This window comes from Nocardia sp. NPDC023852, from assembly GCF_040639505.1.
In the GTDB taxonomy this organism is placed as follows: Bacteria; Actinomycetota; Actinomycetes; order Mycobacteriales; family Mycobacteriaceae; genus Nocardia.
Genome location: NZ_JBFAAB010000006.1, coordinates 13,552 through 38,066, shown reverse-complemented (window position 1 = coordinate 38,066; position 24,515 = coordinate 13,552). Strand labels below are relative to the sequence as shown.

Sequence of the window (24,515 nt, the reverse complement as noted above, 5' to 3'; positions counted from 1 at the left end):
CCACCGTGCATTGCGCTGTGAGCGGAAGAACTGTGGGGCAGCTGCCTCTCCGGAAGGAATCAGCAGCACACCGATAGGAGATGCGAATGACTCAGCAGAGCAGCGAGATCACCGAAGTCGAGCGTGCAGCACAGAATGAAGCGAAAGCGATCCTCACGAACATTCTGTCGTCCCTGTTCTCACCGCCGGCGCCGGAGGGGGCAGAGGGTGGCTACGACGGTCCGTTTCCCAACAACCCCGCAGTGAAAGGCCACCCGGAGGTCCAAGCGGCCCTGATGGACATGGTCCGCAAGGGCACCATGTGGAAACTCGTCGGCCTCTGCTGGGGCCATGCCAACGACCGGGATGGTGGCCTTCTGGCGGCTCTGCGGCAATTGGGCTACAAGGTCTGACCAGCGGGACCCACACTGGTCCTGGTTCGCTCGGCACTACCGCAGCGTCCATGAATACGAACCGCGCTTGTCCGTTGATTTCGACGGCAGTGGCGGCTTGTTGGGGTCGCCGCAGCATCGGCCGAATTCTGGGCGGATATGGGGCCTACGCACGGGATGCCCGGAAGTCGGTCGTGAAACACGTTTGGTTCACCGGCGCTTTGTGCTGGATGAACTCTTCCAGCTGCTGCTGAACCCATTCGACGCTGATGCATCGATCCGGTGCTGAGCCGAGGTCGTTGCCTCTTTTGCCGGGATTTGAACCCATGTCTGGCGCGAAATGCGACGATAACGACTGTCACAACTCCATTCGCTCGATGTCCAACGCCGAACACAAAGGACAGACCCCGAGGTCGCCCGGCCTCGGAAGCAGTCCGCACACCGACCGGCCAGCGGCAGCGCTACGGCCCGCGGTGATCAACCGTTCGAGACGAAGGAGATCACATGCCCGACCAGTACGCGCCTCTCGACGAAACCGGCAGGGCTCCCGAGCCGGTGACTCCCGACCTCTCCGCGGCGGCCGAGACCTCCGAATCAGGCGCCGCTTCCAACGGATACCTCCAATTCCGCCATCGCAACGTCAAGCGCCCGCTCAAAGGTGGACAGCGGTTTCTGCTGTACTGGAACCCCCAGGGCAACAGTTGGTTCTATCCCATGGGCGTAGAGAGCCACTTGGATTTCAGCCCCAAGGATGAGGTCGCCAGAGCCGATGTGCTGGAGTTCATGTTCGATCCGGGTAGCGACAAGTGGGATCAAAACCTCACCGCAGGCGACATCAAGGGCTCGATCCTGTTCTGCGGGAGACGAAGAGACGAATGGCGGAATCCGGCGCAGCGCTTAGGGCAGAACTTCTACATCAGCCGGGGCAGCGGCGACCCTATGCGCGTCGTCGAACGCTGCAACGTCTACGACGACCAGATCCGATTCGCGTTGCGGATGGACATCGCCCACCGCGGTGACGCCTGGATCTCCGACCAGCACACCACCGGAAGCGTTCGAATGCAGGACAAGGTCGAGCGCAGGGCCTACATGGTGGCTGTCCACTACGGCGATGGCTGGGACCCGTTCGGATCGGAAACCACATTCAGGAAACGCAGCTGGAGCGACCTGGTCGACGGATAAGGCGCCCGGACCACCTCCCCACCACCCCACTTCGCCGTCTCATTTTGAAGGTGTCCGGTCCCGGCCCGAACCGGTTGTCTCGACCACCCTTGATTCGGCCAGTGGGGTCCAAGTCCGTCAGATCTGGCGGTAAGCCTTACCGCACACAATTTCCGGAGTCGTCGCACCCCGGTAAGGGTCGTTTCCCTGCTGCATCTTGCGTTCGGCGGCACCGAATTTCGCCGAGATCGCCTGATCGAACAACGCCACGACCTCGTCGAGCACGTCGGTGCCGGACTGGGCGAGCACGGTGAGCAGGATCGGATACCGGCCGGCGCTGCGGGTCGCGGCGTTCGAGGGCTTGCGGGGTCAGCCGGCGGCCCATGCCCGCCAGCAACCGGCGCCGCTCAGCGGGCAGCACCGACATATCCAGGCGATCAGCACCCCAGGCCGCGCAGAAACGCCAGTTTGTCGACCTCGGCGCGCACCGCGGCCGCCGAGGCCTCCACCGGCCCGGTCGACAGCCACCGCAACCGCGAGATCCCCAGCGAGGCATCGGTCACCAGCAGCGCGTCCAGCTCCCCGCAGCGGGGCGGGGTGAATGGCGGGGTGAACTCGTGGGCCAAGCGGGCGTAGGTCTCGCGCTGGGCCTGTTCTCTGGAGTGCGCGACGCGCCGGACCAGGGTGTCGGGGCTGGGCCGGATCACCCGCGCCGAGATCAGGTACTCGCGTGCCAACCGGAACAGCAGGGTCGGGGAATCGTGCTCCATCGCCCGCGCGAGCAGGAATTCGTCGAGTTCCTTGAAAACTCCATCGTCCCGCGGAGCGCCAGCCCGGGTATCGCGCGACCAGCCGCAGGTGCTCGGTGCGGGTCTGGGCGCGGCGGCCGTAGGAACCGATCTCGGTGCTGTCGATCTTCAGCTGCTCGGCCAGCCGTGCCACCGCCACCGGCGGGGCGGTCACCACGCGATCAGGCACGAACCCCAGCCACGGCAGCGTGCACAACGCGATCGCGATACCCAGCCGATCGGCCGGACCGCGGCCGCGCCCAGGATGGATGAACGCGGCATCGGCCGGGCTCAGCGTGAAGCACCGGAACAACTCCTCGCGGCTGATCTCCGGGAGTCCCCGCAGACGTTCGAGTTCTTCGTCTGTGAACACCCGCGTCGCCAGGAACTCTCACTTCCAGCGCCGATCAACAACATCGGCAAGCCAAGCACCAACCAGTCCGACCCGCTCCCCGAACGTGGAAACTGCCTACCAGCAAGGCATTAGGCCATATCCGTTGTTTTTCGCGCGGTTACTACCGGGACCCCGGCCAGCGGCATGGCCCGTCTATTTCGGCAGCGCTGAATGTATCCGGTAGGTGTTACACCGCTGAACTTCCGAAAGTCGCGGTTGAGATGCGATTGGTCCGCGTAACCACACTCGGCCGCGATCTCGTGCAGTGGAATCCTGGATTGCTTGACGAGAAGATCGCGGGCGCGGTCGAAACGAATGATCCGTGCTGCTGTTTTCGGAGTCAGGCCGATTTGCCGGGTGAACTTCGTTATGAGGTGTTTATGACTCCATCCCACCTCGTCCGCAATCCAGGAAATCGGTGCCGTCCCCCCGGAGCTCGTCAGCAGCATCCATGCTCGGCGAATTTCTGGGAGTACGTGTGGAAGTGATTGGAAACTGTTGAGCAGAAAGTTGTCGAGGAGGGCGAATCGGCCACTCCACGTCGGCTCGTCACGGATTCGACCCACCAGCTCACGGCCACCTGGCCCCAGGGCATCACCGAGGTCGGTGATAGGTTCGTTCAGCTTGATATCGCGAGTGCCGCGCAACCTGTAAGCCGCAAGAGGGTCCAGCCACAGTTCGAGATACGATGCGGCGAAGGAGCTGTCGAGTGTTACCGGCGAATCCCTCGGCCTGATAACGAATTCGGCAGGGTAACAAGCCGTTCCCTTCAGGTTCACAACGATCAGCACCGCGGTGGTGGCGGCGAAAACAATACCTACACCTTTGTCTGGATGCCCCTGGTGGACCGCGTAGTCTCTCGCCATCATCGGCGCTATTTTTCGATGTGGAGACGCGGTAATTTGAGGTGATCGGAACTCTTCTGGCCGGCCACGGAATAGTCGCGGTGCTCGATGGGGTGCAACACACTTTTCGGCAACGTTATCAGGATCGGTTGCCAACACGAAATACTCCTTTGAGTCAGTTCTCGTACCGAGTACTATGATTCAGAGCCCCACTCGCCGATCCTGGATTGACGGGAAGCGGCAGATGATCGCCGAAAGATTCTTATCGAGTCGCAAGAACGGCAGTGAGCTGTGACCATTTAGCCATGGCTCTTCGCGGGGGGTATAGGACTATTTTCACCAAACGCGGGGAAGTGGTACACAACACTCCAGAATTCTTTGTAGAATGCGAATTCAAGCACGTAACGGTACGCCAGTGGAATTGGAGTGTTGTGGCGTCGAGTTCTCGACTCGGGTTCGGCCGCGCTCGGGCTATACGGTGCGCATGGCCCCGGTGGGTGATGGCGGGAAGCCGTCATAGCCCCACACTCCCAACGGTACGGGCAGCAGTCCCTTCCGGTGCCTTGCGGGCGATTTTCCGGAGCCTGTACAAGCCCCTCGGCTGCACTGGTCGGACTGTGTTTCACCCCCGTCGCCACTGCAGCGCCGAGGGTTCCCGGTGCGGCTGCTCATCGGGGCAACCCCCGCTCATCATGTCCACTCTCTCAGGCTGGCTCAGTCATCGAGTCTGCGCATCGGTGTGGAATAGGTAGGGCCTTCGGCGTCGAGGTTGAACGGTGCGGGGTGGCCGGGTTCTTTCGCCGGTCGGGTAAGGTCGAGGCCTGGCGAGCCGGGCGGCTGGAGGCCAATCCGAGTGGGCGCCTGTTTCGCTGATTCGGTCTTCGATTGGTGGCTCGCATTCCTACCTGCGCATCCAGCCGACCTTTCCTGTCCGAGCAGGTTTATTCAAGGGTGATTGCTCGGCGGCTCCCGGTCGCGGAAGCGTATTCGATGGCGTCGAGCAGGTGATGCTGGCGCAGCCCGATGGCGAAGTCCGGCTGTGCCGCCCGGCCTTCGGTGATGGCGCTGGCGGTCTCGCGGTAGATACCGGCCACGTGCGCGGTAGGCCCCGGCGGTAGGGTTGCCGGTGCTGTGCGGTATACGTCGGGCACCGCGAGCCTGCTGATATGTCCATCCACGGTCCGTAAGCGGATATTCCAGTCGGCCCAGTGCAGGTACATCCCCGTCTGTACCGGTGTCACTGTGATCGTGCCTTCCGAACCTCGGATGTGGAGGTAGAACCCATCGGGCTGATCGTCGTGGCCGCCGTGGAGGGTTAGTGCGACCAGCCCGCCGTCGGCCAGTCGACCCGCCAGAGCCAGCTGACCAGCCTGCGAGTTGGCGATGCGCTGCCCGGTTTCGAGCACGGTGATGGTCTCGTGCAGGTTGGTGAGTTCCGCGGATACCTCGACCAGCCCTCCGGCAAGGTGTTCCACTGTTGCCAGCACGTGGCCGGCCATGATGGTGAGCAGGCCGCTACCCTTGGTCGGGTCGGTGGTCCATGCGAGGTTTTGCGGAATGCTGCTGCCGCCGAAGGGATCCCCGGCTGCGATGATCGTGATGGAGGCGATTCGGCCGATTCGGCCTGCCGCGAGCAAGTCTTTGACGTAGTTGACCGACGGCGAGTAGTAACCCTGTAGCACGACGGTGTTGACGACGCCGGCCGTCTGCGCCGCGGCTGTCAGCTCTGCTGCTTCGGCGGTGCCTGCACCCAGAGGCCATTCACATACGACGTGCTTGCCGGCGGCGAGGGCTGCGCGAACAATTTCCGCCTGTCCGGATGATTTGACTGCGGCGACGACGAGATCCACCTCGGTGTGTGCGACGAGTTCGTCGCTGTTGGTGAAGGCCAGTCGAGCTCCGGTGGCGGCGGCCGCCGCTGCGGCCGACTCGGCCCGAGTGGTCGCCACCGCTGTGATCATGAATTCCCGCAATTGGGCGAGAGCGGGTAGATGGGTCGCGGCGGCCCAACTCCCTGCGGGATTCGCGCCGACGATACCGACGCGGATCGGATCCGGAACAAGACCGGGCATAGCGAGCCTCCTAGATATGTACCATTCGGTAAGAAACTATCGGGCTCGCGCCGACCAGGTCAAGGAGTAAAGTACCGATAGGTAAAAAAACTGGGAGGTCAACCATGCCGGGAGGTCGGCCACGGGCCTTCGACATCGATGCCGCACTGGATCGCGCGCTGGATGTGTTCTGGCGACACGGATACGAAGGCGCCGCACTGTCGGAACTGACAGCAGCGATGGGAATCAACCGGCCGAGCATGTATGCCACCTTCGGCAACAAGGCGGAACTGTTCGGCACTGTGCTGGACCGGTATATCGCCGGCCCAGGCAGCTACGCTGCCGAAGCGCTACGGCTCTCATCCGCCCGGGAAGTCGCGGCAGCTCTGCTGTACGGCGCGATCGAACTGACCACCAGCGGCAGTGCACCCGGCTGCCTGTCCGTGCGAAGTGTGCAAGTCTGTGGTCCGGACGCCGAACCGAGCCGCGCACAGGCGATCGCCCGACGGCTCGCCGCCGAGGCTGCCCTGCGCCTGCGACTCGATCAGGCACACGCCGACGGCGACCTACCCCACGACAGCGACCCCGGCGACTTGGCCCGATTCCTCATGACCATCTCCGATGGCATCGCCGTCCAGGCAGTCGCTGGCACGTCGCCCGATCAACTCCGCAGGATCGTGGAGATCGCGTTGCAGGCGTGGCCTCCACCAACACGTTAGCCCGTAGGTTCCGCGCCTCCGCAAGATCATCCTCGTCGACGTTCGAGAATGACGAGTACAACCAGAACAAGAACGCGATACGGCGAACACAGTCGCGCCCGTCGGCTAACCTCCGAGCGGATGGGGTGGCGCTCGGCCGATGCCGTGAATCGAGGACCGTGGTTACGGGCGAGTGTTTCCGCCGTTGGCGGTGACGGCCCGTTCGAGCAGCGCCGGGTCGGCCAGCCTGTCAGGGTGTTCGAGCATGAACGTCACGTCCCGAAACACCTGCGCGACCTGCTGATCGGTCACGCTGGCGGCCATGATTTGCTCGAGCGCCCACCGCCGGCGCCGCACTTCCTCGGGTACCTCGGCACCGTTGAGCGCATCGAGCCGCGCCGCGTCGCTTCCGGCCGACACCTGCCAGGCCGCGTCCACCACGACCTGTTGCAGTTCGAAGAACTCTCGCGCTGGCGAGTTCAGGTCCGGCTCTGCGCGAAGGTACTCGGATAAACAAGAACTGTGCAACGCCGCCGACGACATACCTTGCCCGAACGCCGGGTTGAACGAGGCCACGGCATCACCCACGCTCACCAGGCGGGCCGGCAGGTTCAGCGGTCCGGTGAAATCCCTTCGGCGGCTGTCCCCCTGGTGGTAGGTGACGATTTCGCGCACGAGCGTCCCGCCGACCGCCTCCGGGAAGGGGGGCGGCATGTGAGCGCACAACTCGCGGAACTCTTCGACGGTCCGCGGCGGTTTGACCGGGTGGTGCGCCATCAGCATCACAATCCAGCGCCCGCTCTCGACCGCGCTCGTCACCGACAGCGCGATACCCCGCGGCCCGCGTTCCGCTGAGTGCTGCACCAGCGTGGTGGCCCAGGAGAGCTCGTCGTCGCGCTCGCGTTCGAACAATGCTGTGGCGTAGTTGATTCCACTGTGCAACCGTTGCAGCCGTGGACGGTCGAACCCGGCCTGCTCGAGCCAGTCGGAAAGCTTGCTGCTACGCCCCATGGCGTCGACCACGAAGTCGGTGGTGAGCAGGTTTTCGGCTCCGTCGACCAGGTACCGTACGCCGGAGACCGCGCCGTCTCGGCAGTCCAGCCCGACCGCCCGCCCCCGCTCGACCACGACGTTGGGCAGCGCCAGCACCCGTGTACGTATCCGGGATTCCAGAAACGGCCGGGTCGCCAGCATCAGCGGTTCGTGCCGGGTCTGCAGGGCTGGGCGATCGTCGAAGTGCAGGCGGGCCCTCTCCGGCTCGGCGGGCACCGCGCCCAGCGCATATGCCTCAGCGGCAAAGCCGGGTAGCAGGCGCTCGATCCGCACTAATCCGGCGGGTAGCAGCACATGCACCTGCTGGTCTTGCGGGACACCGGAGCGAATCCGGTCGTACGCACCGACATCGTCCCGCTCGATCACGACCACCCGCCGCGCATAGTCGGAAAGCACACGCGCGGCAAGGAGGCCGGCGATACTGCCGCCGAGGACGCATACGGTACCGAATCGGGACTCGGGTGCTTCGGGCGGTTTCGCCCACAGCAGGCGCTCGAAGCTATTGCGCGCAGAATCACTCACACGGTACCCCTCTGCACGCAGCAGCAGTGATGTGCGGCGAGGAGCCACCACTATCGATGGCCTGCATCATGGGATCCCGCCCCCGCTCGACCCTGGATCAGCCGCCGATCGACCAGGTGACTAGATCCCATCTGTCGCGGACCTCGACGCGGATGCAGCTAGCCCCCAGATCGCTGCTACGCCAGCCGGCTGCCTCGCGCTCGCAGGCCGCCCCGCTTGCCACCGATCCGCCGTATTGGTCGTCGTCGAAATACGCCTTCCAATCCGCGGCTGCGGTGCCGGTGGCCGCACCGAGCGCGATGCCCGTCGCCGCTGTCAAATATGCAAGGGCTCCAAATAACTTCTTCACAACGGGATCTTTTCACTTTTGGAAACCGCGTCCTAGAACAGAATTTACCTTCATCCTTGCGCCGCCGGCGTCCTACCGGCAAGCGGTCCCGCCCTCGCTTACCTCGGGGTAACCACACACTTCGAAGTACGTACTTGTTCGTCATAGAACGAGTGTGCGAGCGTGATCCGGTTCGTCAACCGCCGAGCCGGTCGACGAGCGAGAGTGACAATCAAGTCGGGTCCGGATACCTAGGAATGGAGTGGCGTATGACAGGCAACGATCGAATGCCGGTTACGGTCATCGGTTTGGGGCTGATGGGGAGGGCATTGGCTGCCGCGTTCTTGAAGGCGGGACACCCGACGACGGTATGGAACCGATCACCGGACAAGGCCGATGAGCTTGTCGGTCAGGGGGCGGTCCTCGCTGCCACGGCTGCCGAGGCGGTGACCGCCAGTGATCTGGTTGTCATCTGCCTGACAACCTACGAGGTGGTGCACACTATCCTCGATCCGCTCAGCGGCATCTTGTCGGGCCGAGTGATCGCGAATCTGACCTCCGGATCCTCGGAACAGGCGCGTGCGACCGCGGTATGGGCCGAGGAGCGGAGCGCCGAATACCTCGACGGGGCAATCATGACCGTGCCCGCGGGCATCGGGCGCGCGGACGCGGTGCTGTTCTACAGCGGATCGGAGACAGCCTTCATAACCCATGAGCCGTCACTGAGACTGCTGGGCGGCCACACCACATATGTGGGCGCGGATCCCGGCCTTGCGGTGCTGTATGACGTTGCCCTGCTCGGGGTTATGTGGGGAACATTGAACAGCTTCATCCACGGCGCTGCGCTGCTGAAATCCGCCAACATCGATACCATGGCTTTTCTGCCGTGGGCTACCGGATGGGTCGATGCTGTCAAGACCTTCGCCGCCGACTACGCGGCTCAGATCGATGCCGGTGACGGTGCGTACCCGGCGAACGACGCCAAGTTGTCGACCCATTTCGCGTCGATGGAGCATCTACTGCATGAGAGTCGAGCGCAGGGAATCAACACCGAGCTACCCGCTTTTGCCCATGACTTGGCGGAGCGGGTCATCGCCAAGGGGTACGCCGACAACAGCTACGCAGCCATGATCGAGTTGTTCGCCGATCCGAGGCCGTAATCAATGACGGGTACTTCACGCTGCGGATGAGCATGAAAGACCCGGGCCCCGACGAGTCAGCCGCCGCGGCAACCCGGATAGCAGCGCCGACCACGAACGGTTCGTAGCTGTCGAGTGTGTCCCCGAATATCCCACCCAGGCGGATCGCTTTCGGGGAGACAACCGCTGGTCTATGACTTCGGGGCCTCGCGTCGGCTTGCCCATCGGGCAGCTTCATTCCGCACTGCGGCAGTTCGACTTTCGGGAACCAGCTCCGCGATTTCGCGTCGGGATCCGAGCGCGAGTTTATGCAGGATGGCGGCAAGTTGTGCTTCGACGGTGCGCAGCGATGTTCCGCGACGCTCAGCGATTGCCGCGTTCGTCCATCCCGCGGCGGCGAGTATCGCGACGTCCTGTTCGGCCTGGGTCAGTTCGCTCCAGGGCGAGCGTCTTCGGGATTCGACGGGCTTTGCGGTAGGTGGCTCGGGGCGGGGGATTCGCAGCCTGCCGAGCGCCAGCTGCTGCACTTCGTCCAGCTCGGGACGCAACTGGGCGCCGCGCTCCTGCGCGCTCGTGAATGCGTCGGCACCGAGCAGATCGCGAGCACGGGCGATCGCCTCGGCGGTCCGTTCGGTGAATTCCGGTGGTGTTTGGATGTTGCTCCCGTATCGTGCCCGCAGCGTGCCCAATCCGCCTGCGAGGTAGGCGATCTCGGTGGCCACTCCGGCCAGTGTGTGACGGTCGGCGTCGTCGGTGACGGTCGCGGCCAACGCCACTATGCGCAGCTGCACCGCCCACATGCTGCCCCATTCATCTGTGGAGACGTAGTAGGCCAACGAGTCTCGAACCAGGTCCAGCGCTGGGGAGTCATCCCCGCGTCTCATGTGGATTACCGCCCGGGTGAGTCCGGCCCACGCCGTGGCCCATGGTGACCCGGCCGTGGTGGCGTGATCCAGGAAGGATTCGGTCAGGTGGTCGGCGGAGTTCGCACCGAGCATTGCCGCCGCGCCCGCAGCGGACATCTCGCAGTACGCGGATAAGCCGCGGTCACCGTTGTGACCGGCCTTCGCGGCGGCGCGGGTAAGCACGGTGACCGCCCGGACATCGTATCCGACCAGCCACAGCTCCAGGCCCCATGCCAGTTCGACCGCGGCGGGCAATCCGATGTCGGTCTCCATGGTGTCGCGCCAGTGTCGCTTGTTATCGGGTTCGACCGAGCTGGCGGCGACGCAGTTCTCGAGCATCCTTTCGGCGTCGTCCTGGGCACCTTGGCGCAACAGGACCACCACCAGCAACGCCATCGCGGTAAGGCGCGATTCGGTGGGGCGGTCCATCACCGCATCGGTGGCGGCCAGCATGCGTTCGGTCCATAGCCGGACGTCCCGGAATGAACTGATGAACGGGACGGGCAGTGCCAGCAAGCCGACGCAGATCTGCAGGCCCAATCCAGAGCGTGCCGGGTCTTCCACACTGGTCCGAAGTGCGGTGAGTACGTTTTCCCACGATGCGCGGATCCAACTCATGAGTTCCTGCTCCCGCGGACCGAACCAGTGGGTCGCGGTGTCGACGACTTTGTCGCGGTAGTAACTCAGGTGCCGCTCGGCGACCAGTGTCGACTCGTCCGGGGTATGTCTGGTGCGCTCTTCGTGTTGCTGCCGCGCGAACACTTGGAGGGACTCGAGCAAAGAATAGCGCGCGGTCGTCCGCGTGAAATGTACGGACACCAACGAACGGTTGGCAAGCCGATCGAGGATGTCCTGGATACGGTGCGGCGCCAGCCGGCCCGGATCGGCACAGACGGCCTGGATCGCTTCGAGATCGATTCCGACGTCGCGGGTGGCGTGGTTGGCATCGTCGTCGGAAGTGACCGGACATCCCGGTGCGAAGACCGACATTCGCTCGAACAGCAGCCGTTCGTCGTCCGGACACAGATCGTATGACCAGGTAATGGCGTCGCCGATGCCACGGTGGCGGGGCCCATCACCCATCCTGGTGCCGTGCGACCACCGCAACCGCTGGTCGTCGTCTGTGCCATTCAACTCCTGCAGGAGTACTGCGATAGGGCGGCGCAGCAGCCGGGCGGCCGCCAGCTTGATGAACAACGGGTTGTTGTGCAGATGGCGGCAAATGCTCTGTGCCGTAGCGATATCACCGGCATCGGTGAGGCGTCGCCCGGCAGCCTCGGCGCGTTCGAGAAACAGCGCCGCCGCTTCGCGGTGTTGCAGCGGCGGAACATTCACCAGGTACTCATCGGCCCATCCGATGGCTTCGCGGCTGGTGGCCAGAACCGTCAACCCCGGCGCCGCGTCGAGCAGGTCGGTGATCACCTCGGCAACGGCATCCAGTACATGTTCGCAGTTGTCCAGCACCAGCACCGTCGGCCACACCCGGCCCGTCGAATCGCTACGGGTGAGGGCGTCCACAATCGCATACCAGGAGGACCGTTCCGGGCAGTTGAAGTCGACCACCGCGTGGGCGATCGTCTCCTCGATCGCAGACCGGTCACAGCCCCTCGCCAGCCGCGCGAGCCGGGCCCACCGCACCGGAACTCGGCGGGCCCGGTGATAACGCCGCGCCACCTCCGCGGCGAGTCGGGTCTTTCCGATCCCGCCCGCGCCGACCAACGTGATCAGCCGTGCCTGGCCGGGCAGCAGCGTGAAGACTGTGTCCAGCTCCCTGTCACGACCGATGAACCCGCCCGCATCCGCGGTCGACTCCACCTCGGGAGCAAGCTGTGTCATCTATTCTCCAGTAGTTCGACAGGCTCAGGAACTCAACGACTGTCGAGCGCCCGACGGTTCAATATTCAAGTAAATAGTCGATGATCCTGGTCGGGTTCGACAAGGCAACGAGGTGACCACCGGGGACGACGCCGGCTTCGAGTCCGAGCCGCTCCCGTGCGACGCGTTGCTGCAGGGCGACCGGAAAGAAGCGGTCATCGGCACCGGCCAGGACATGAATCGGCGCCTGCGGCCACGCGTCGAAAGGACACGGCTCGCCGAAGACCCGATCGGACTCGGGGCGTTGATACTGCTCTCCTTCGAGCGCGATCTCCCGTCCGACGTCGTGGAGAAAGTATGTCTCCAAGTCGAATTCGCGGCTATAGCCGTTGGCGTCGGCTGCGGCGTGACGGGCGTCGAGTGATCCGACGTTGTCCCACCACTGTCCCGCCGTTTCACCGGGCATGGGAATCATCGCGTTGACGAATACCAGCGCAGACGGGGTGATCTGTTCGCACACGGGGCCCGCAGTGAACGCACCGAGCGAGTGGGCCACGATCACGTCGCCGTCTACCGCGTGCTCGAGCACGACATCGCGGTATTCCGCGAGCCCCGAGCCCTCGTCGTCACCAGGTAAATCGACAGGGATTGCGCAGTGGCCGGCGCCGGTCAAACCGGCCGCCACGCGGCTCCAGTACCACCCGGCCCCGCCGGCACCCGGGATCAAGACAAATCTGCGCGCCTTCGTGATCATATCGAGGTAGACGAAGCATGGCCGCGAAAATCATCGCGGCGTGATCGAGCGCTACGCCGCGTCCGTCGGCCATCCGGACGAAGATGTGGGGACAGCGCCGCTTGCGCCGCGGCAGTGGGAGCCTCCGCCAGACCGGCAGTAGTAGTCACCACGAGTGCGGAAAGCCCTAGGAGGGCAGGACGGGTTGCGTGCATCAAGGCCCTTTCGAAATCGAAATCACTGTCGCGATAGGAAGCGACTTTCGGTCTCGTAATCCGAGTTCGGTGAAATCCATAAGTAGACGCTGGTTCCACGATCACCCTCGCCGATCGGACTTAAGGAAGGCTTAAGGAAGGCTTAGGCAGGTAAGCGTGGCCGACCGGTCACTGCTCTCGCGCGAGCATTTTCCGGCATCAGCGTATCGAGACCGCCCGAGGAGGGCATGTGGTCTGCTGTCAGAATCAACCGCCGAGCTTGCGGAGATCACCCAGTTATGACCGATATTTGTTGATCGAGTTCAAGTGGTCGTCGCAACGCTGTCTTGTCGAGTGAGCGTAGGCTCTAGTTTTCCCTCAGTCGAATCATGAATCTCCATATGGGCGAGGAAGACTACCCGATCCGTGCGCACAGGAGTGGGGGTTCACCTGTGTACTCGCGCGAGGTTCGATCAATAATCGTCCATGCCCCGTCGCCGACCGGGCAATTCGGCGTAGCCACGGATATGGGCCATCACTTGCGGTCGCGTACGGGTCTGTGATCGAGATCGACACACACGGCTTCCGTGTGAGGTTGCGAACCTTGCGTGACCTGGGCGAAGTCATGAAGGCGATACCGATCACCCTCCAAGCCAGCAACCACCGGAACGCCGGCGGCGGCCCAGGACCGATGAGTTTGGGCGCTCTCCCGGATCTATATCGGTGAATGGTATCGACCTGGAGGAGTTCGACGTGAGCAGAACAGTAGTGGTGCAGTACCGGACACGGGACGAGGCGATTGCGGAGAATCAGCGGCTGGTCGAGGCGGTGTTCGCGCAACTGCATCGAGAGCGGCCCCCCGGACTGGAGTACACCGCCTTCCAGCTCGACGACGGGGCGGAGTTCGTGCACACCGCGACCACCACCGACGCGGAGGTTTTGCCGGGCCTCAGCTCATTCGCGCAGTTCCAGCGCGATATCGGAGCGCGGGTGCTGGGCGAGCCGGAGGTCTGCGAGGCCGCAGTGATCGGTTCCTACCGTCCGGTCGCGGTGGGCGTCGCGGTCGCGGTCGCGTTCGTCGAGGCGTTCGGCAAGCGGGACATGTCCGCGGTGGCGGGCCTGCTGCACGAGGATGTCGTGTTCGAGAGCCCGCGCACCCGGCTCACGGGCGCCGCGGCGGTTTTGGCCGCGCTCACCGAGTTCGCCGACGTCGTTACCGGGGTCGACATCATCGACGCCTTCGGCGACGAGGAGCGCGCGCTGGTCTACTACGACATGCACACCGGCCCGTTCGGGACGCTGCGCACCGTGGACCACGTCGTCCTGCGGAGCGGCCGGGTCGCCTCGGATACCGTGGTGTTCGACTCCCGTCAGGTCACTCCGTGACGCAGGCGCAGGAGCTTTTCGGGATCGCCGCCAACCAGTACCGGGGCGAACTGTTCGGGTACTGCTACCGCATGCTCGGCTCACCACACGACGCCGAGGACGCGGTCCAGGAGACATATCTGCGGGCTTGGCGCGGCTACGACGGGTTCCAGGGCCGTGCAGCGCTACGCACATGGCTGTACCGGATCGCCACCCGAGCCTGTTTGCACGCGATGCAACGCCGGACACGGCGGGCGCTGCCCTCCGGGCTGGGTGGTCCGACCACTGACCCGACCGGCCCGTTGGAGCCGCGGCGCGCCGAAACCCTCTGGATCGAACCGGTTTCCGATGCCGAACTGGATCCGGCGACCCTCGTCGAGGCTCGCCACACCATCCGGTTGGCCTTCGTCGCCGCACTCCAGCACCTACCCGGGCGGCAGCGGGCGGTGCTGGTCCTGCGCGATGTACTGATGTTTCGCGCCGACGAGGTCGCCGACCTCCTGGATACCACGACCGCCGCCGTCAACAGCGCGTTGCAGCGCGCCCGCGCCCAGCTGGCCAAGACCGCACCCCTCGGCTACAACCTCACCGAACCGGCGGACCCGCTGCGCCGCGCGCTGCTCGAGCGCTATGCCACCGCCTTCGAAAACGCCGATATCAATGAGCTGGTGCAGATTCTGGCCGAGGACGCGGTGCTGGAAATGCCGCCGGTGCCGACCTGGTTCCGCGGACGCGACGACATCGCGCGGTTCCTGCGTACCCGGCTCACCCAGCCCGGCGCGCTGCGGCTGGTGCCGATCACTGCGAACGGCCAAGCGGCTTATGGCCTTTACGTGCGCGGACATGGCGGCGTCCACCGCGCCCACGCGCTGCAACTGCTGACCATCGCCCCGGCAGGGGTGGCCCGGATCGACATGATCCACGATCCGACGCTGTTCCCCCGCTTCGGACTGCCCCATCTCACACCTGGCAAAGACTCGGTCGACTAGGAAAGTAGAACGACAATGCGACTTCTAACAGGTGCCACCGGACACGCTGGCTCAATCGTGCTGCGCGAGTTCGTCCGCCAACAGATCCCGGTTCGAGTACTCGTCCGTGATCCGGGCAAAGCGGCATGGATCCGCGACCTGCCGACGGTCGAGGTAGTGCACGGTGACATGCTCGTACCGGAATCCCTCACCGACGCGTTCGACGATGTCGATCGTGTACTGATGATCTCCTCACCCCGCGACAATATGGTGCAGACCCAATGTCGCTTCATCGACGCCGCCCAGTCGGCCGGCGTCGGCCATATCGTCAAGTTCGGTGGCAAGGAATCCGGAACTACCTTCGACCCCAACGCCTTCCGCGGCACCCGCTGGCACCTCGAGATCGAGAAGTACCTCGAGAACTCCGGTGTGGCCTGGACACACCTGCGGCCCAGCCAGTTCATGCAGTTCTACCTTCCCGGCACGCTCACCGGCGTGGACCCGCACCGGCAGGCGCTGGTCATGCCGATCAGCGAGAGCCGATTGTCCCCGGTCGACATCACGGACATCGCGCAGGTCGCGGTGGCGATGATGCAGGCCGAGGGCATCGAGGGCAAGGCCTACGACCTGACCGGACCGGAAGCGCTCACCATGACCGAAATCACCGACCGGATCAGCGAGGCCACCGGCCGCACGTTCCGCTACGAATCGGTGACGCCGGAGCGCAAGCGCGCCCTGCATGCAGCCGAAGGCCTGCCGCCCGAGGTGCTCGACCTACTCGACGAGATCTACCGCGGTCGGCTCGCTTCCCCGGATTCCCGGGTCGATCTCGGTGCGCACCGAGAATTCGGTGTCGAGCCGACGACCTTCGCCGAGTTCGCCCGGCGGCATGCGGCGGACTTCACCGTCGGGAACGGCAACGGTACCCGCCGCTGAGGTATCCGGTTGTCCCCTCGGTGACGACCTCCCACCGCCCTGCCGCTGAAGATGAGCCACCCTCGTCACCATGAGCTGCTGCGGAACCGATCGGACGAAAGCCGTTGGGGCCAGGACGCTGCGCCTGCTCGGACCTGCCGTCCAGGTGTCTACCGCGTCGGGAGTGAGCGCGGAAGCCCGAACCAGGGCCACACTGCGTTGTCGAATCGGGTCATGGCGCGGATTCGGTCGCCGGCGAGGGTGAGAACGTAGAGGCCTGTTCCGTGGCTGATGCCGTTGGGGGCGCGCAGGTACGCGCCGAACGCCGGCTGGCCGTTGGCTCGGCCGATCGCGCATCGCGGAAATTTCGAGTGGACCGTCGAACGGAATTGGTGAATGGTGGGGGCAATCTGATGCAGCCGGGTGTCTCGACAGTCCCGGCTGCTGAGCGGTGGGGTCTTGGCATGACGGCAGGACGCAGAATCAACGGGGAGTGAGATGCAGTCCAGGACTCTATGGTTAGCAGCGCGAGCACGCGACGGCCTGTTGTTGCTCGCAGCCTGGGGGTGGCTCGTCGCCAAGGTCGAGGTCACGGATGTCCCCACCACGATCCAGGGAGTCGTGGACACCCGGCACGTGTGGGACGGCCCCCGGTTTCGCAGCACCGCGACGATATTCCTGATCATCGCGATCGCGGCGGCGATCGGTGGTTGGCGGCTGTGGCGTGCGGTGGAAAGCACGCCCCGGCGGCGCTGGCAGAATCTCGCGGCCGCGGTGATCGTCGATGTCGTCGTGTGGGCGGCGGCGATCACGGTGTTGCTGGCCGTGTGGGGCGTGCTGGACAGCAGCGGTTATATCCCGTTGAACGAGTTGCCCTCGTCGCCCAGATACGGATTGCTGATGCTGTGGCTGGTCGCCGGAGTGCTGCTCGGCGTCGCGGCGCTGACGACCGTCATCACGCTGTCGGAGGCCATTCGCGCAGACGTGAAGGACGACGAGCGGTCCGGCGTTGCTCGTGCGGTCGGCACGGGAGCGTTCGCGGTGGCGGCGGCACTGGTGTGCGCGGTGGTCACCGTCGTCAGCGTGAAACCCGCCGGAGTGGTCGACTCCACGGTCACCGCGGACGCGCTGCCCGCGCCCATATCGGCGGCCCCGGTCCTGGATCTCACCCGGATCACCCTCGCCCACCACGTCGGCGGTCCCGACAGCATCGGCGTGACCGCCTATGGTCTGTACACCACGCACGTCGGCCAGTTGACCGGCATCGATCCGCGTACCGGAGCGACTCGCTGGTATGTCCGCCGTCCAGCGCTGCAGCCCGCGGTGAGTACCGTCGACACGGGCCGCGTCCTTGTGGTCCGGTGGACGAACCCGTACTGCGGCAACGACTCCTGCGCTGAAAGCCGGGTACACGCCTATGCCGCCGACACCGGGCGGGAACTGTGGAGCCGCGACATCGGAAAGGTGCCGGACCGGCAGCAGGGCTGGTCGGAATATCCCGACCCGAACCAGCCCAGTCCGGATCGATTGACGCGCAACGACCCTCGCATCGGGGCGCCGATGTGGACGGTCCAAGCCAAGGACCTCGGTTGCGCACCCGGCCGGGTCATTTTTGGAAAGCTCGTGTGGACTGTCCGGGCCGGCGCTGTGCAGTTCAGCTGCGCGACATCGAATCACGCCGATGTCGATGAGCCGAGGATCGTCGGTGCGTTGGACCCCGAATCGGGACAGGTGCTGTGGACCCGCATGTCGGCTCCCAACGAACAGCTGACTCTCCCGAACGTCCCCGACGATCCCACCGACCCCGTCGCTACGGTCCTGCGAAGCGATTTCAGGTCCAGCTCCAAAACCCGCAACTTCGACATCCTGGATGCACGCACTGGCCGACCGCTCGGCACCCAGAAACTCGGCGACAACATCGGATCCGACGCAAGGGACGAGTATCCGCTGGCGCACGGCTATCTGTTGACGGTCACCGGCAACACCGCCCATCTGACCGCGCCTGACGGGCACGAGCTGTGGATGGCGCCGCTGCCGGCGCCGCTGCGGATCTCCGGGACAATGACGCCGTCCGGCCCGGCCTGGACCAGTGGCAACGCACTACTCGTCACCGTCGGTACCGCGGATCGGAACTGGATCATCGCCTACGACCTGGCCAGCGGTCACTCCACCGTGCTGGCCGGGCCCGATCCCGCGCCCGCGGGAGACCGCCCGCTGATCAATGTTCCGGTCGGAACGACGCTCATCACGCAGCCGGACCCACCGTCCTCCATCTTCGCTCAACTCTCGAGCGCTCCCTGGGGCGCACTGGTTTCCGGCTACAACTGTCACCTGCTCATCCCGACCCGCTGAACATGCGCCCGCCGCGGCAGCGCGCCCGCCGCGCTCACCCTACTTATGAGACACGGCTAGGCCGCGAAATCGACACCGTCGTCACCGCTGGCCCGATGCCCCTCACTCACCGGGCAGTCGAATCCCACGACAGGCACGCCCGCGTCACCGCCCGCGGTGCGTCCTCGAGCTGCTCCGGCGTCTCACGCTGATATGCATACCGAGTCGGCTGATCGAGGTTCGCACCGATGCGCCGGACCTGAATGGCGGACTACTTCTCGCGTCGACTCCGGCATGCGCGCCGCCGGACGGTAGCGTGGAACGCATGTCCACCGACGCCGCCGACCGTGAGGTCGCCAACAAGCCGAAGTCGACAGCGAAGTTCCGCGGACCGATAATGTTCCGCCGCGAACGCAAGGACGGTCTCGGTACCGCCGACCGGAATCTGCTGGACCAGCGCGGCGATACCGACTGGGTACACACCGACCCGTGGCGCGTGCTGCGCATTCAAGCCGAGTTCGTCGAGGGTTTCGGCGCGCTGGCCGAGGTGCCGCGCGCGGTGACCGTTTTCGGTTCCGCGCGCACCTCCGTCGACCATCCCGAGTACCAGGCGGGCCGGGCGATCGGCGCGGCGCTGGCTCGGGCGGGCTTCGCGGTGATCACCGGCGGCGGGCCCGGAGCGATGGAGGCGGCCAACCGCGGCGCCTGCGAGGCCGGTGGCTACTCGATCGGCCTCGGCATCGAGCTGCCGTTCGAGCAGGGCCTCAATGAGTGGGTCGATCTGGGCATCAACTTCCGCTACTTCTTCGTCCGCAAGACGATGTTCGTGAAGTATTCCCAAGCGTTCGTCTGCCTGCCCGGTGGTTTCGGGACCCTCGACGAGTTGTTCGAGGCGCTCACGCTGGTGCAGACCCGCAAGATCACCCGTTTCCCGATCATCCTGTTCGGCAGCAGGTACTGGTCCGGACTGGTCGACTGGCTGCGCGATTCGCTCGGCGGTTCCGGCAAGATCTCCCCGGGTGAGCTCAGCCTGCTGCACGTCACCGACAGCGTCGAAGACGTGGTCGGGATCATCCAGGCCAACGCGGAGGCCGGCGCCGCCGAGGACGCGATCGGCACGGAGGACCAGTGGTGAGCGAGCGAATCATGGCACAGCGCGCATCGCGCAGGCCGGAGCCGAGCGCCAGCGAGGCGCAGGCATGAGCGAACAGCCCTTCGCCGTCTGCGTGTACTGCTCGGCGAGCACCATGCACCCCGATTACCTCACGCTGGCCGCCCGGGTCGGTACCGAAATTGCCCGGCGCGGTTGGCAATTGGTTTCCGGTGGTGGTCACGTCTCGATGATGGGAGCGGTGGCGACGGCGGCTCGCGCCGGCGGCGCGAACACCGTCGGTGTGATCCCGAAACACCTGGTGCACCGGGAGGTCGCCGACGTCGACGCCGACGAGCTGGTGGTCACCGACACCATGCGCCAGCGCAAACAGGTCATGGAGGATCGCGCCGACGCGTTCCTGACGCTGCCGGGCGGCATCGGCACCCTCGAGGAGTTCTTCGAGACCTGGACCGGTGGCTATCTGGGGCAGCATGAGAAGCCCGTTGTCGTGCTGGATCCCAATGGATTCTTCGCAGGGTTGTTTTCCTGGCTGGACGAGCTATACGACCGGAAGTTCGTGCCCCGAACAGCCTTGTCCCGGATCACCGTGGTGACCGATCTCCCGTCCGCGTTCGAGGCACTGGAGGCGCCGCGTCCCGCCTGATCCGGTGAGCCGACGACGTGAGCACCGACGCCCGCGACGGTGAGTTCGGCTAGTACGGTCTGAGTCGCGGAGAGGCGGGGGAGCGAGTCCCGTGCCACCGACCAGTACGGCCTGAAGCCCCGGAGAGGCGGACTAGCTACAGTCGTGGACATGTTCAGCTCCACCGCGGCGCCGCTTCCCACCCTGTGCGGCAGGCCGGTGGCGACGGATCGTGCCCTGGTGATGGCTATCGTGAATCGCACGCCGGACTCCTTTTACGACCAGGGTGCGACCTTCACCGACGCGGCGGCCTTGGACGCCGTGGCGCGCGCGGTGGACGAGGGCGCCGACCTGGTCGACATCGGTGGCGTGAAGGCAGGGCCTGGTGCCATGGTCGACGCGACCGAGGAGGCCGCGCGGGTGGTCCCATTCGTTGCGGCCATTCGTGCGAAGTACCCGCAGCTACTGATCAGCGTCGACACCTGGCGCGCGGACGTGGCGCTGGCCGCTGTCGGTGCGGGCGCAGACCTGATCAACGACACGTGGGCGGGCGCCGACCCGGACTTGGTGCTCGTCGCCGCCGAGCACGGCGCCGGGGTGGTGTGTAGCCACACCGGCGGTGCGGTGCCGCGGACCAGGCCGCACCGGGTTCGCTACGCGGACGCCGTGGGCGAAGTCGCCGATACCGTGGTGCGTGCCGCCGAGAACGCGCACGCGGCGGGGGTGCGCGAGGACTCGATACTGATCGATCCGACGCATGATTTCGGCAAAAACACCTATCACGGGCTCGAGTTGTTGCGCGGAGTCGACGTTCTTGTAAATACCGGATGGCCAGTCTTGATGGCGCTGAGCAACAAGGATTTCATCGGGGAGACTTTAGGTGTCGATCTTTCCGAACGGCTGGAGGGCACATTGGCAGCAACAGCATGGTCGGCGGCCGCCGGCGCCCGAGTCTTCCGAGTGCACGAAGTCGCCGCGACCCGGCGGGTCGTGGACATGATCGCCGCGATCCAGGGCATCCGGCCCCCCGCACGAACCTTGCGAGGTCTGGTATGAAAATCCAACACCGTGAGCCCGCCTGGGCGACGACCAATACCTGGGACAGCCCGGACTGGACGGTGGACGGGCTCGTCGCCGCCAAAGCGGGCCGCACTGTGTCGGTGGTGCTGCCCGCACTGAACGAAGAACGCACCGTGGCCGAGGTGGTGGCGAGCATCCGGCCGCTGCTCGGCACGCTGGTCGACGAACTGATCGTGCTCGACTCCGGCTCGACGGACGCGACGGCGCAGCGCGCCCGCGCAGCGGGGGCCGAGGTGATCAGTCGCGAGCAGGCGGTACCCGAGCTGGAGCCGGTGGGGGGCAAGGGCGAGGTGCTGTGGCGCTCGCTGGCTGTGACCAGCGGCGACCTGGTTGCCTTTGTCGACTCCGATCTCATCGATCCGGATCCGGCTTTCGTGCCGAAACTGCTCGGCCCGCTGCTCACGGTCGACGACGTGCAGCTGGCCAAGGCTTACTACCGCAGACCGCTGCGGCACGGCGGCGCGGTGGACGCGCACGGCGGCGGCCGCGTCACCGAGCTGGTCGCGCGTCCGCTGCTCGCGGCGCTGCGGCCCGAGTTGTCGCAGGTGCTGCAGCCGCTGGGCGGTGAATACGCGGGCACCCGCGATCTGCTCACCTCGGTGCCGTTCGCCCCTGGCTACGGCGTGGAGATCGGGCTGCTGCTCGACACCTATGACCGGCTCGGCATGTCCGCGATCGGACAGGTCAACCTGGGCGTCCGCACGCATCGCAACCGGCCCCTGTCCGACCTGGGTGTGATGAGCCGCCAAATCCTGGGCACCGCGCTAGGTCGCAGCGGCGTGCAGGACTCCGGCGCGGCGCTCACCCAGTTCCCGCTCATCGGCGATGAATTCACCGCACACAGTATCGAGGTGTCGCTGACCGACCGTCCGCCGATGAACACGCTGCGGCCCGCGCGGGCGGCCGCCTGAACCTCGAGTGTTTCGGGGCACGAGCCGCGCGGAGGTGTCGGGCGGCCGCGTAGCGGTGAGGTGCGCTGCCCACCGGCACGGGTCGGGTAGCCGCGGTGCGTGTCGAATCTACTTCGGCTGGTGCGCCTTTCGGTGCCGATGAGCGGCGAGTCGCTGGGCAGGCTCGGGCTCAGCGGTGGATGGGGCCCTCCGTGTCGTCCAGTGGGCGGGCGGAGGCGCCGCCGCGCTCCGCCAGGATCTGGGCAGCGATGGAGATCGCGGTCTCGTCCGGTGTCCGCGCGTTGAGGTCCAGCCCCACTGGGCTTTTCAGCCGGGCCAGCTGCTCGTCGGCTACACCGGCGGCCCGGAGGCGTTCGACGCGCTCGGTATGGGTGCGGCGGGACCCGAGAGCGCCGACGAAGCCGAGCTCCGCGCACTTCAGTGCTGCGACCACGGTCGGCACGTCGAACTTGGCGTCGTGGGTGAGAACACAGACCACGGTGCGGCGGTCGAGCCGTCCCGCCTCGTTCTCCGCGCGCAGATAGCGGTGCGGCCAGTCCACGACCACCTCGTTGGCGGAGGGGAATCGGGCCGCGGTGGCGAAGGTTTCGCGCGCGTCGACCACGGTCACCCGGTAGCCGAGCTGGCGGCCGGTGCGGCTCAGTGCGCGAACGAAGTCGTTGGCGCCCGCCAGGATCATCCGGGCCGGTGCCGCGAAGACCTGTACGAAAGTTCGGGGGCGCGGCGAGCTGTCTGCTTCGCACTCGTCGGCGCCCACGACGCCGCTGCGGCCAGCGACCAGCAGCGCCCGCGCGTCGCGGTCCACGCCGTGCCACGGATCGGTACCGCCGGGCAGCAGCAGCTTCCATTCCGGCCGGGCGTCCATCGTGGTGGCGACCCCGACCGGGGAACCATCGCCGATCCGCTGCCTCAGGGAGGAAAGGAGCGGAAGCCGATCGGGGCGGATCCGCTCGACGAAAACCTCGATCTCGCCGCCACAGGTCAATCCGACGGCGAAACCGTCGCCATCGGAGTAGCCGAACCTGTCGGTCACCGCGTGGCCGGTCGCCAATACCTCGCGCGCCGACGCTACGACCGCGGCCTCGACGCAACCGCCCGACAACGAGCCGTGAACCTCGCCGGATTCGGTGACGATCATCGCAGCTCCCGGCTCGCGAGGGCCGGGCCCGGTTGTGTCCACCACGCGCGCCAGCGCGACCGGACCACGCGGCAGCAGGGTGATCAATTGCCCGAGTATCGCGCGCACAGGAACCGGTCCTCTCCCGAGCGGGTCCGGCCGCCGTGCATCAGGCCGGAGACGAACGGCGGATTTCCGCCGACATCTCCACCCTAATGCGGCCGCGCCGGGAAGTTCGCCTGCGGCCTGCGCCGGGTCGAGCGAAGCAGCCGCCTGCCCGGAGGCTATTCGGCGCGACGGCGCTGCTCGGGAAGCGGCTCGGCCACCGCGGGCCCGACCTGCGGCTCGTCGTCGGCGGCGTTCGCGGGCGGCGCTACGGCCGCCTCCTTCGCGAGGCGGCCCTGCAGCTCGGCGACGGTCAGCTGCCGGTGCGAGGCCGTCGGCCGCAGCAGCACGGCGACGACCAGGGTGAGCAGCCCGGTCGCCAGCCCGGCGATACCGACGAGCACGAGCGAGTTCACCGTTTCCCCCTCGAAGAGGGCATCACGCGGTCGTCTCGCGGAGCTGAAGGTACGGCAGGACGTCACCGGTCTCGAAGTACGCTGTGAAGATCTCGGCCGCCTGCTCGGCGGTGAACAACTCGTCCGGATAGATCAGCGGAGCGGGTACACCGGCCGGCACTGGGACGTCGATGCTCGGTGCGCCGATCCGGTCGCCGGGCAGACCGACGGCGAACTGGCGCGGCGCGGCGCCGACGGTGCTGCGCAATTCGATGGCAAGCGCCCCGGCCGAGCCGGTGCACTGCAGATAGTTCCGCCCAGGCGCGGAGCTGATCACTGGGCTGATGTCGGCGGGCCGCATGGCCGCGGCGAGCCGAGTCATATTCACCGAGTAGCGGTGGTAGCCGTCGAGCCTGCGCAGCGGGCGCAGGAAGCTGTCGACCGTCTCGCCGGGGCCGAGGAAGACCTTCAGCCGGTCGCTGTAGGTGACCCGGTGGGTGATCAGCGCCGGGTCGGCGGTACGCAGCGCGGCCCCGGGATCGAGCTGGTCGCGCCGCAGCGGGGAAAGTGTGGACACCGAACTCTCAGATATTGA

At 65.9% G+C, this 24,515-nt stretch carries 21 protein-coding genes and 1 pseudogene; 12 read left to right on the top strand and 10 right to left on the bottom strand.

The window, feature by feature from the left end; genetic code table 11:
* The first annotated feature begins 86 nt into the window (after positions 1–86).
* Positions 87–392 (top strand): hypothetical protein, encoded by a 306-nt coding sequence (locus AB0H00_RS12870; protein WP_357265172.1) that lies wholly within the window; start codon positions 87–89, stop codon positions 390–392.
* Positions 393–875: 483 nt separating this feature from the next.
* Positions 876–1,553: a hypothetical protein gene (locus tag AB0H00_RS12865; RefSeq protein ID WP_357265170.1), complete on the top strand. Its 678-nt coding sequence runs from the start codon at positions 876–878 to the stop codon at positions 1,551–1,553.
* A gap of 186 nt (positions 1,554–1,739) precedes the next feature.
* On the opposite strand, the pseudogene AB0H00_RS12860 reads toward AB0H00_RS12865, so the two are convergent.
* The 3 genes and pseudogenes from AB0H00_RS12860 to AB0H00_RS12850 form a co-directional block, all read right to left on the bottom strand.
* Positions 1,740–2,705 (bottom strand): annotated as a pseudogene (locus tag AB0H00_RS12860) (DUF4158 domain-containing protein); the annotation flags it as partial.
* A 98-nt stretch (positions 2,706–2,803) separates the two neighbouring features.
* Positions 2,804–3,583 (bottom strand): helix-turn-helix domain-containing protein, encoded by a 780-nt coding sequence (locus AB0H00_RS12855; RefSeq protein ID WP_357265168.1) that lies wholly within the window; start codon positions 3,581–3,583, stop codon positions 2,804–2,806.
* Positions 3,584–4,500: 917 nt separating this feature from the next.
* The gene (locus tag AB0H00_RS12850) at positions 4,501–5,631 is read right to left on the bottom strand and encodes a Gfo/Idh/MocA family oxidoreductase (protein ID WP_357265166.1); all 1,131 of its coding nucleotides are present in this window, start codon (positions 5,629–5,631) and stop codon (positions 4,501–4,503) included.
* A gap of 104 nt (positions 5,632–5,735) precedes the next feature.
* Between AB0H00_RS12850 and AB0H00_RS12845 the strand changes: the two genes are divergently transcribed.
* On the top strand, positions 5,736–6,329 hold the full coding sequence (locus AB0H00_RS12845) for a TetR/AcrR family transcriptional regulator (RefSeq protein ID WP_357265164.1): 594 nt from the start codon (positions 5,736–5,738) through the stop codon (positions 6,327–6,329).
* A gap of 162 nt (positions 6,330–6,491) precedes the next feature.
* Here AB0H00_RS12845 and AB0H00_RS12840 read toward each other — a convergent pair whose 3' ends face one another.
* Together AB0H00_RS12840 and AB0H00_RS12835 are read right to left on the bottom strand one after the other, a co-directional pair.
* Positions 6,492–7,883, bottom strand: a complete 1,392-nt coding sequence (locus AB0H00_RS12840; RefSeq protein WP_357265162.1) for an FAD-dependent monooxygenase — start codon at positions 7,881–7,883, stop codon at positions 6,492–6,494.
* A 97-nt stretch (positions 7,884–7,980) separates the two neighbouring features.
* Positions 7,981–8,202, bottom strand: coding sequence for a hypothetical protein (locus AB0H00_RS12835; RefSeq protein WP_357265159.1), 222 nt, complete (start codon positions 8,200–8,202; stop codon positions 7,981–7,983).
* Between the two features lie 278 nt (positions 8,203–8,480).
* Here AB0H00_RS12835 and AB0H00_RS12830 point away from each other — a divergent pair, with 278 nt between their 5' ends.
* Positions 8,481–9,371 (top strand): NAD(P)-binding domain-containing protein, encoded by an 891-nt coding sequence (locus AB0H00_RS12830; protein ID WP_357265157.1) that lies wholly within the window; start codon positions 8,481–8,483, stop codon positions 9,369–9,371.
* 170 nt (positions 9,372–9,541) lie between these two features.
* Here the strand turns inward: AB0H00_RS12830 and AB0H00_RS12825 are convergent, their stop codons facing one another.
* Complete coding sequence (locus AB0H00_RS12825; protein ID WP_357265155.1) at positions 9,542–12,091, bottom strand: AAA family ATPase; 2,550 nt, start codon at positions 12,089–12,091, stop codon at positions 9,542–9,544.
* A 58-nt stretch (positions 12,092–12,149) separates the two neighbouring features.
* Positions 12,150–12,824 (bottom strand): alpha/beta hydrolase, encoded by a 675-nt coding sequence (locus AB0H00_RS12820; protein WP_357265153.1) that lies wholly within the window; start codon positions 12,822–12,824, stop codon positions 12,150–12,152.
* 926 nt (positions 12,825–13,750) lie between these two features.
* On the opposite strand from AB0H00_RS12820, the gene AB0H00_RS12815 reads away from it, so the two are divergent.
* The 8 genes from AB0H00_RS12815 (at position 13,751) to AB0H00_RS12780 (ending at position 22,303) form a co-directional block, all read left to right on the top strand.
* A complete protein-coding gene (locus tag AB0H00_RS12815; RefSeq protein WP_357265151.1) occupies positions 13,751–14,383 on the top strand; it encodes a nuclear transport factor 2 family protein in 633 nt (210 codons plus the stop codon).
* Positions 14,380–15,351, top strand: a complete 972-nt coding sequence (locus AB0H00_RS12810) for a sigma-70 family RNA polymerase sigma factor (RefSeq protein WP_357265149.1) — start codon at positions 14,380–14,382, stop codon at positions 15,349–15,351. The genes AB0H00_RS12815 and AB0H00_RS12810 overlap by 4 nt, the downstream gene beginning before the upstream one ends.
* A 15-nt stretch (positions 15,352–15,366) precedes the next feature.
* Positions 15,367–16,266, top strand: a complete 900-nt coding sequence (locus AB0H00_RS12805; RefSeq protein WP_357265147.1) for an SDR family oxidoreductase — start codon at positions 15,367–15,369, stop codon at positions 16,264–16,266.
* A gap of 477 nt (positions 16,267–16,743) precedes the next feature.
* A complete protein-coding gene (locus AB0H00_RS12800) occupies positions 16,744–18,597 on the top strand; it encodes a PQQ-binding-like beta-propeller repeat protein (protein ID WP_357265146.1) in 1,854 nt (617 codons plus the stop codon).
* A gap of 304 nt (positions 18,598–18,901) precedes the next feature.
* Complete coding sequence (locus AB0H00_RS12795; protein WP_357265144.1) at positions 18,902–19,711, top strand: TIGR00730 family Rossman fold protein; 810 nt, start codon at positions 18,902–18,904, stop codon at positions 19,709–19,711.
* Between the two features lie 64 nt (positions 19,712–19,775).
* Positions 19,776–20,333, top strand: a complete 558-nt coding sequence (locus AB0H00_RS12790; RefSeq protein ID WP_357265142.1) for a TIGR00730 family Rossman fold protein — start codon at positions 19,776–19,778, stop codon at positions 20,331–20,333.
* A 150-nt stretch (positions 20,334–20,483) separates the two neighbouring features.
* A complete protein-coding gene (gene folP / locus AB0H00_RS12785) occupies positions 20,484–21,368 on the top strand; it encodes a dihydropteroate synthase (protein WP_357265140.1) in 885 nt (294 codons plus the stop codon).
* Complete coding sequence (locus AB0H00_RS12780; protein ID WP_357265138.1) at positions 21,365–22,303, top strand: glucosyl-3-phosphoglycerate synthase; 939 nt, start codon at positions 21,365–21,367, stop codon at positions 22,301–22,303. The genes folP and AB0H00_RS12780 overlap by 4 nt, the downstream gene beginning before the upstream one ends.
* A gap of 169 nt (positions 22,304–22,472) precedes the next feature.
* Here the strand turns inward: AB0H00_RS12780 and AB0H00_RS12775 are convergent, their stop codons facing one another.
* The 3 genes from AB0H00_RS12775 to AB0H00_RS12765 all read right to left on the bottom strand — a co-directional run bounded on the left by AB0H00_RS12775 (position 22,473) and on the right by AB0H00_RS12765 (position 24,497).
* Positions 22,473–23,549 (bottom strand): XdhC/CoxI family protein, encoded by a 1,077-nt coding sequence (locus tag AB0H00_RS12775; protein WP_357265136.1) that lies wholly within the window; start codon positions 23,547–23,549, stop codon positions 22,473–22,475.
* Positions 23,550–23,704: 155 nt separating this feature from the next.
* Positions 23,705–23,941, bottom strand: a complete 237-nt coding sequence (locus AB0H00_RS12770; protein WP_357265134.1) for a hypothetical protein — start codon at positions 23,939–23,941, stop codon at positions 23,705–23,707.
* A gap of 22 nt (positions 23,942–23,963) precedes the next feature.
* The gene (locus tag AB0H00_RS12765) at positions 23,964–24,497 is read right to left on the bottom strand and encodes a hypothetical protein (protein WP_357265132.1); all 534 of its coding nucleotides are present in this window, start codon (positions 24,495–24,497) and stop codon (positions 23,964–23,966) included.
* Between the last annotated feature and the right edge of the window lie 18 nt (positions 24,498–24,515).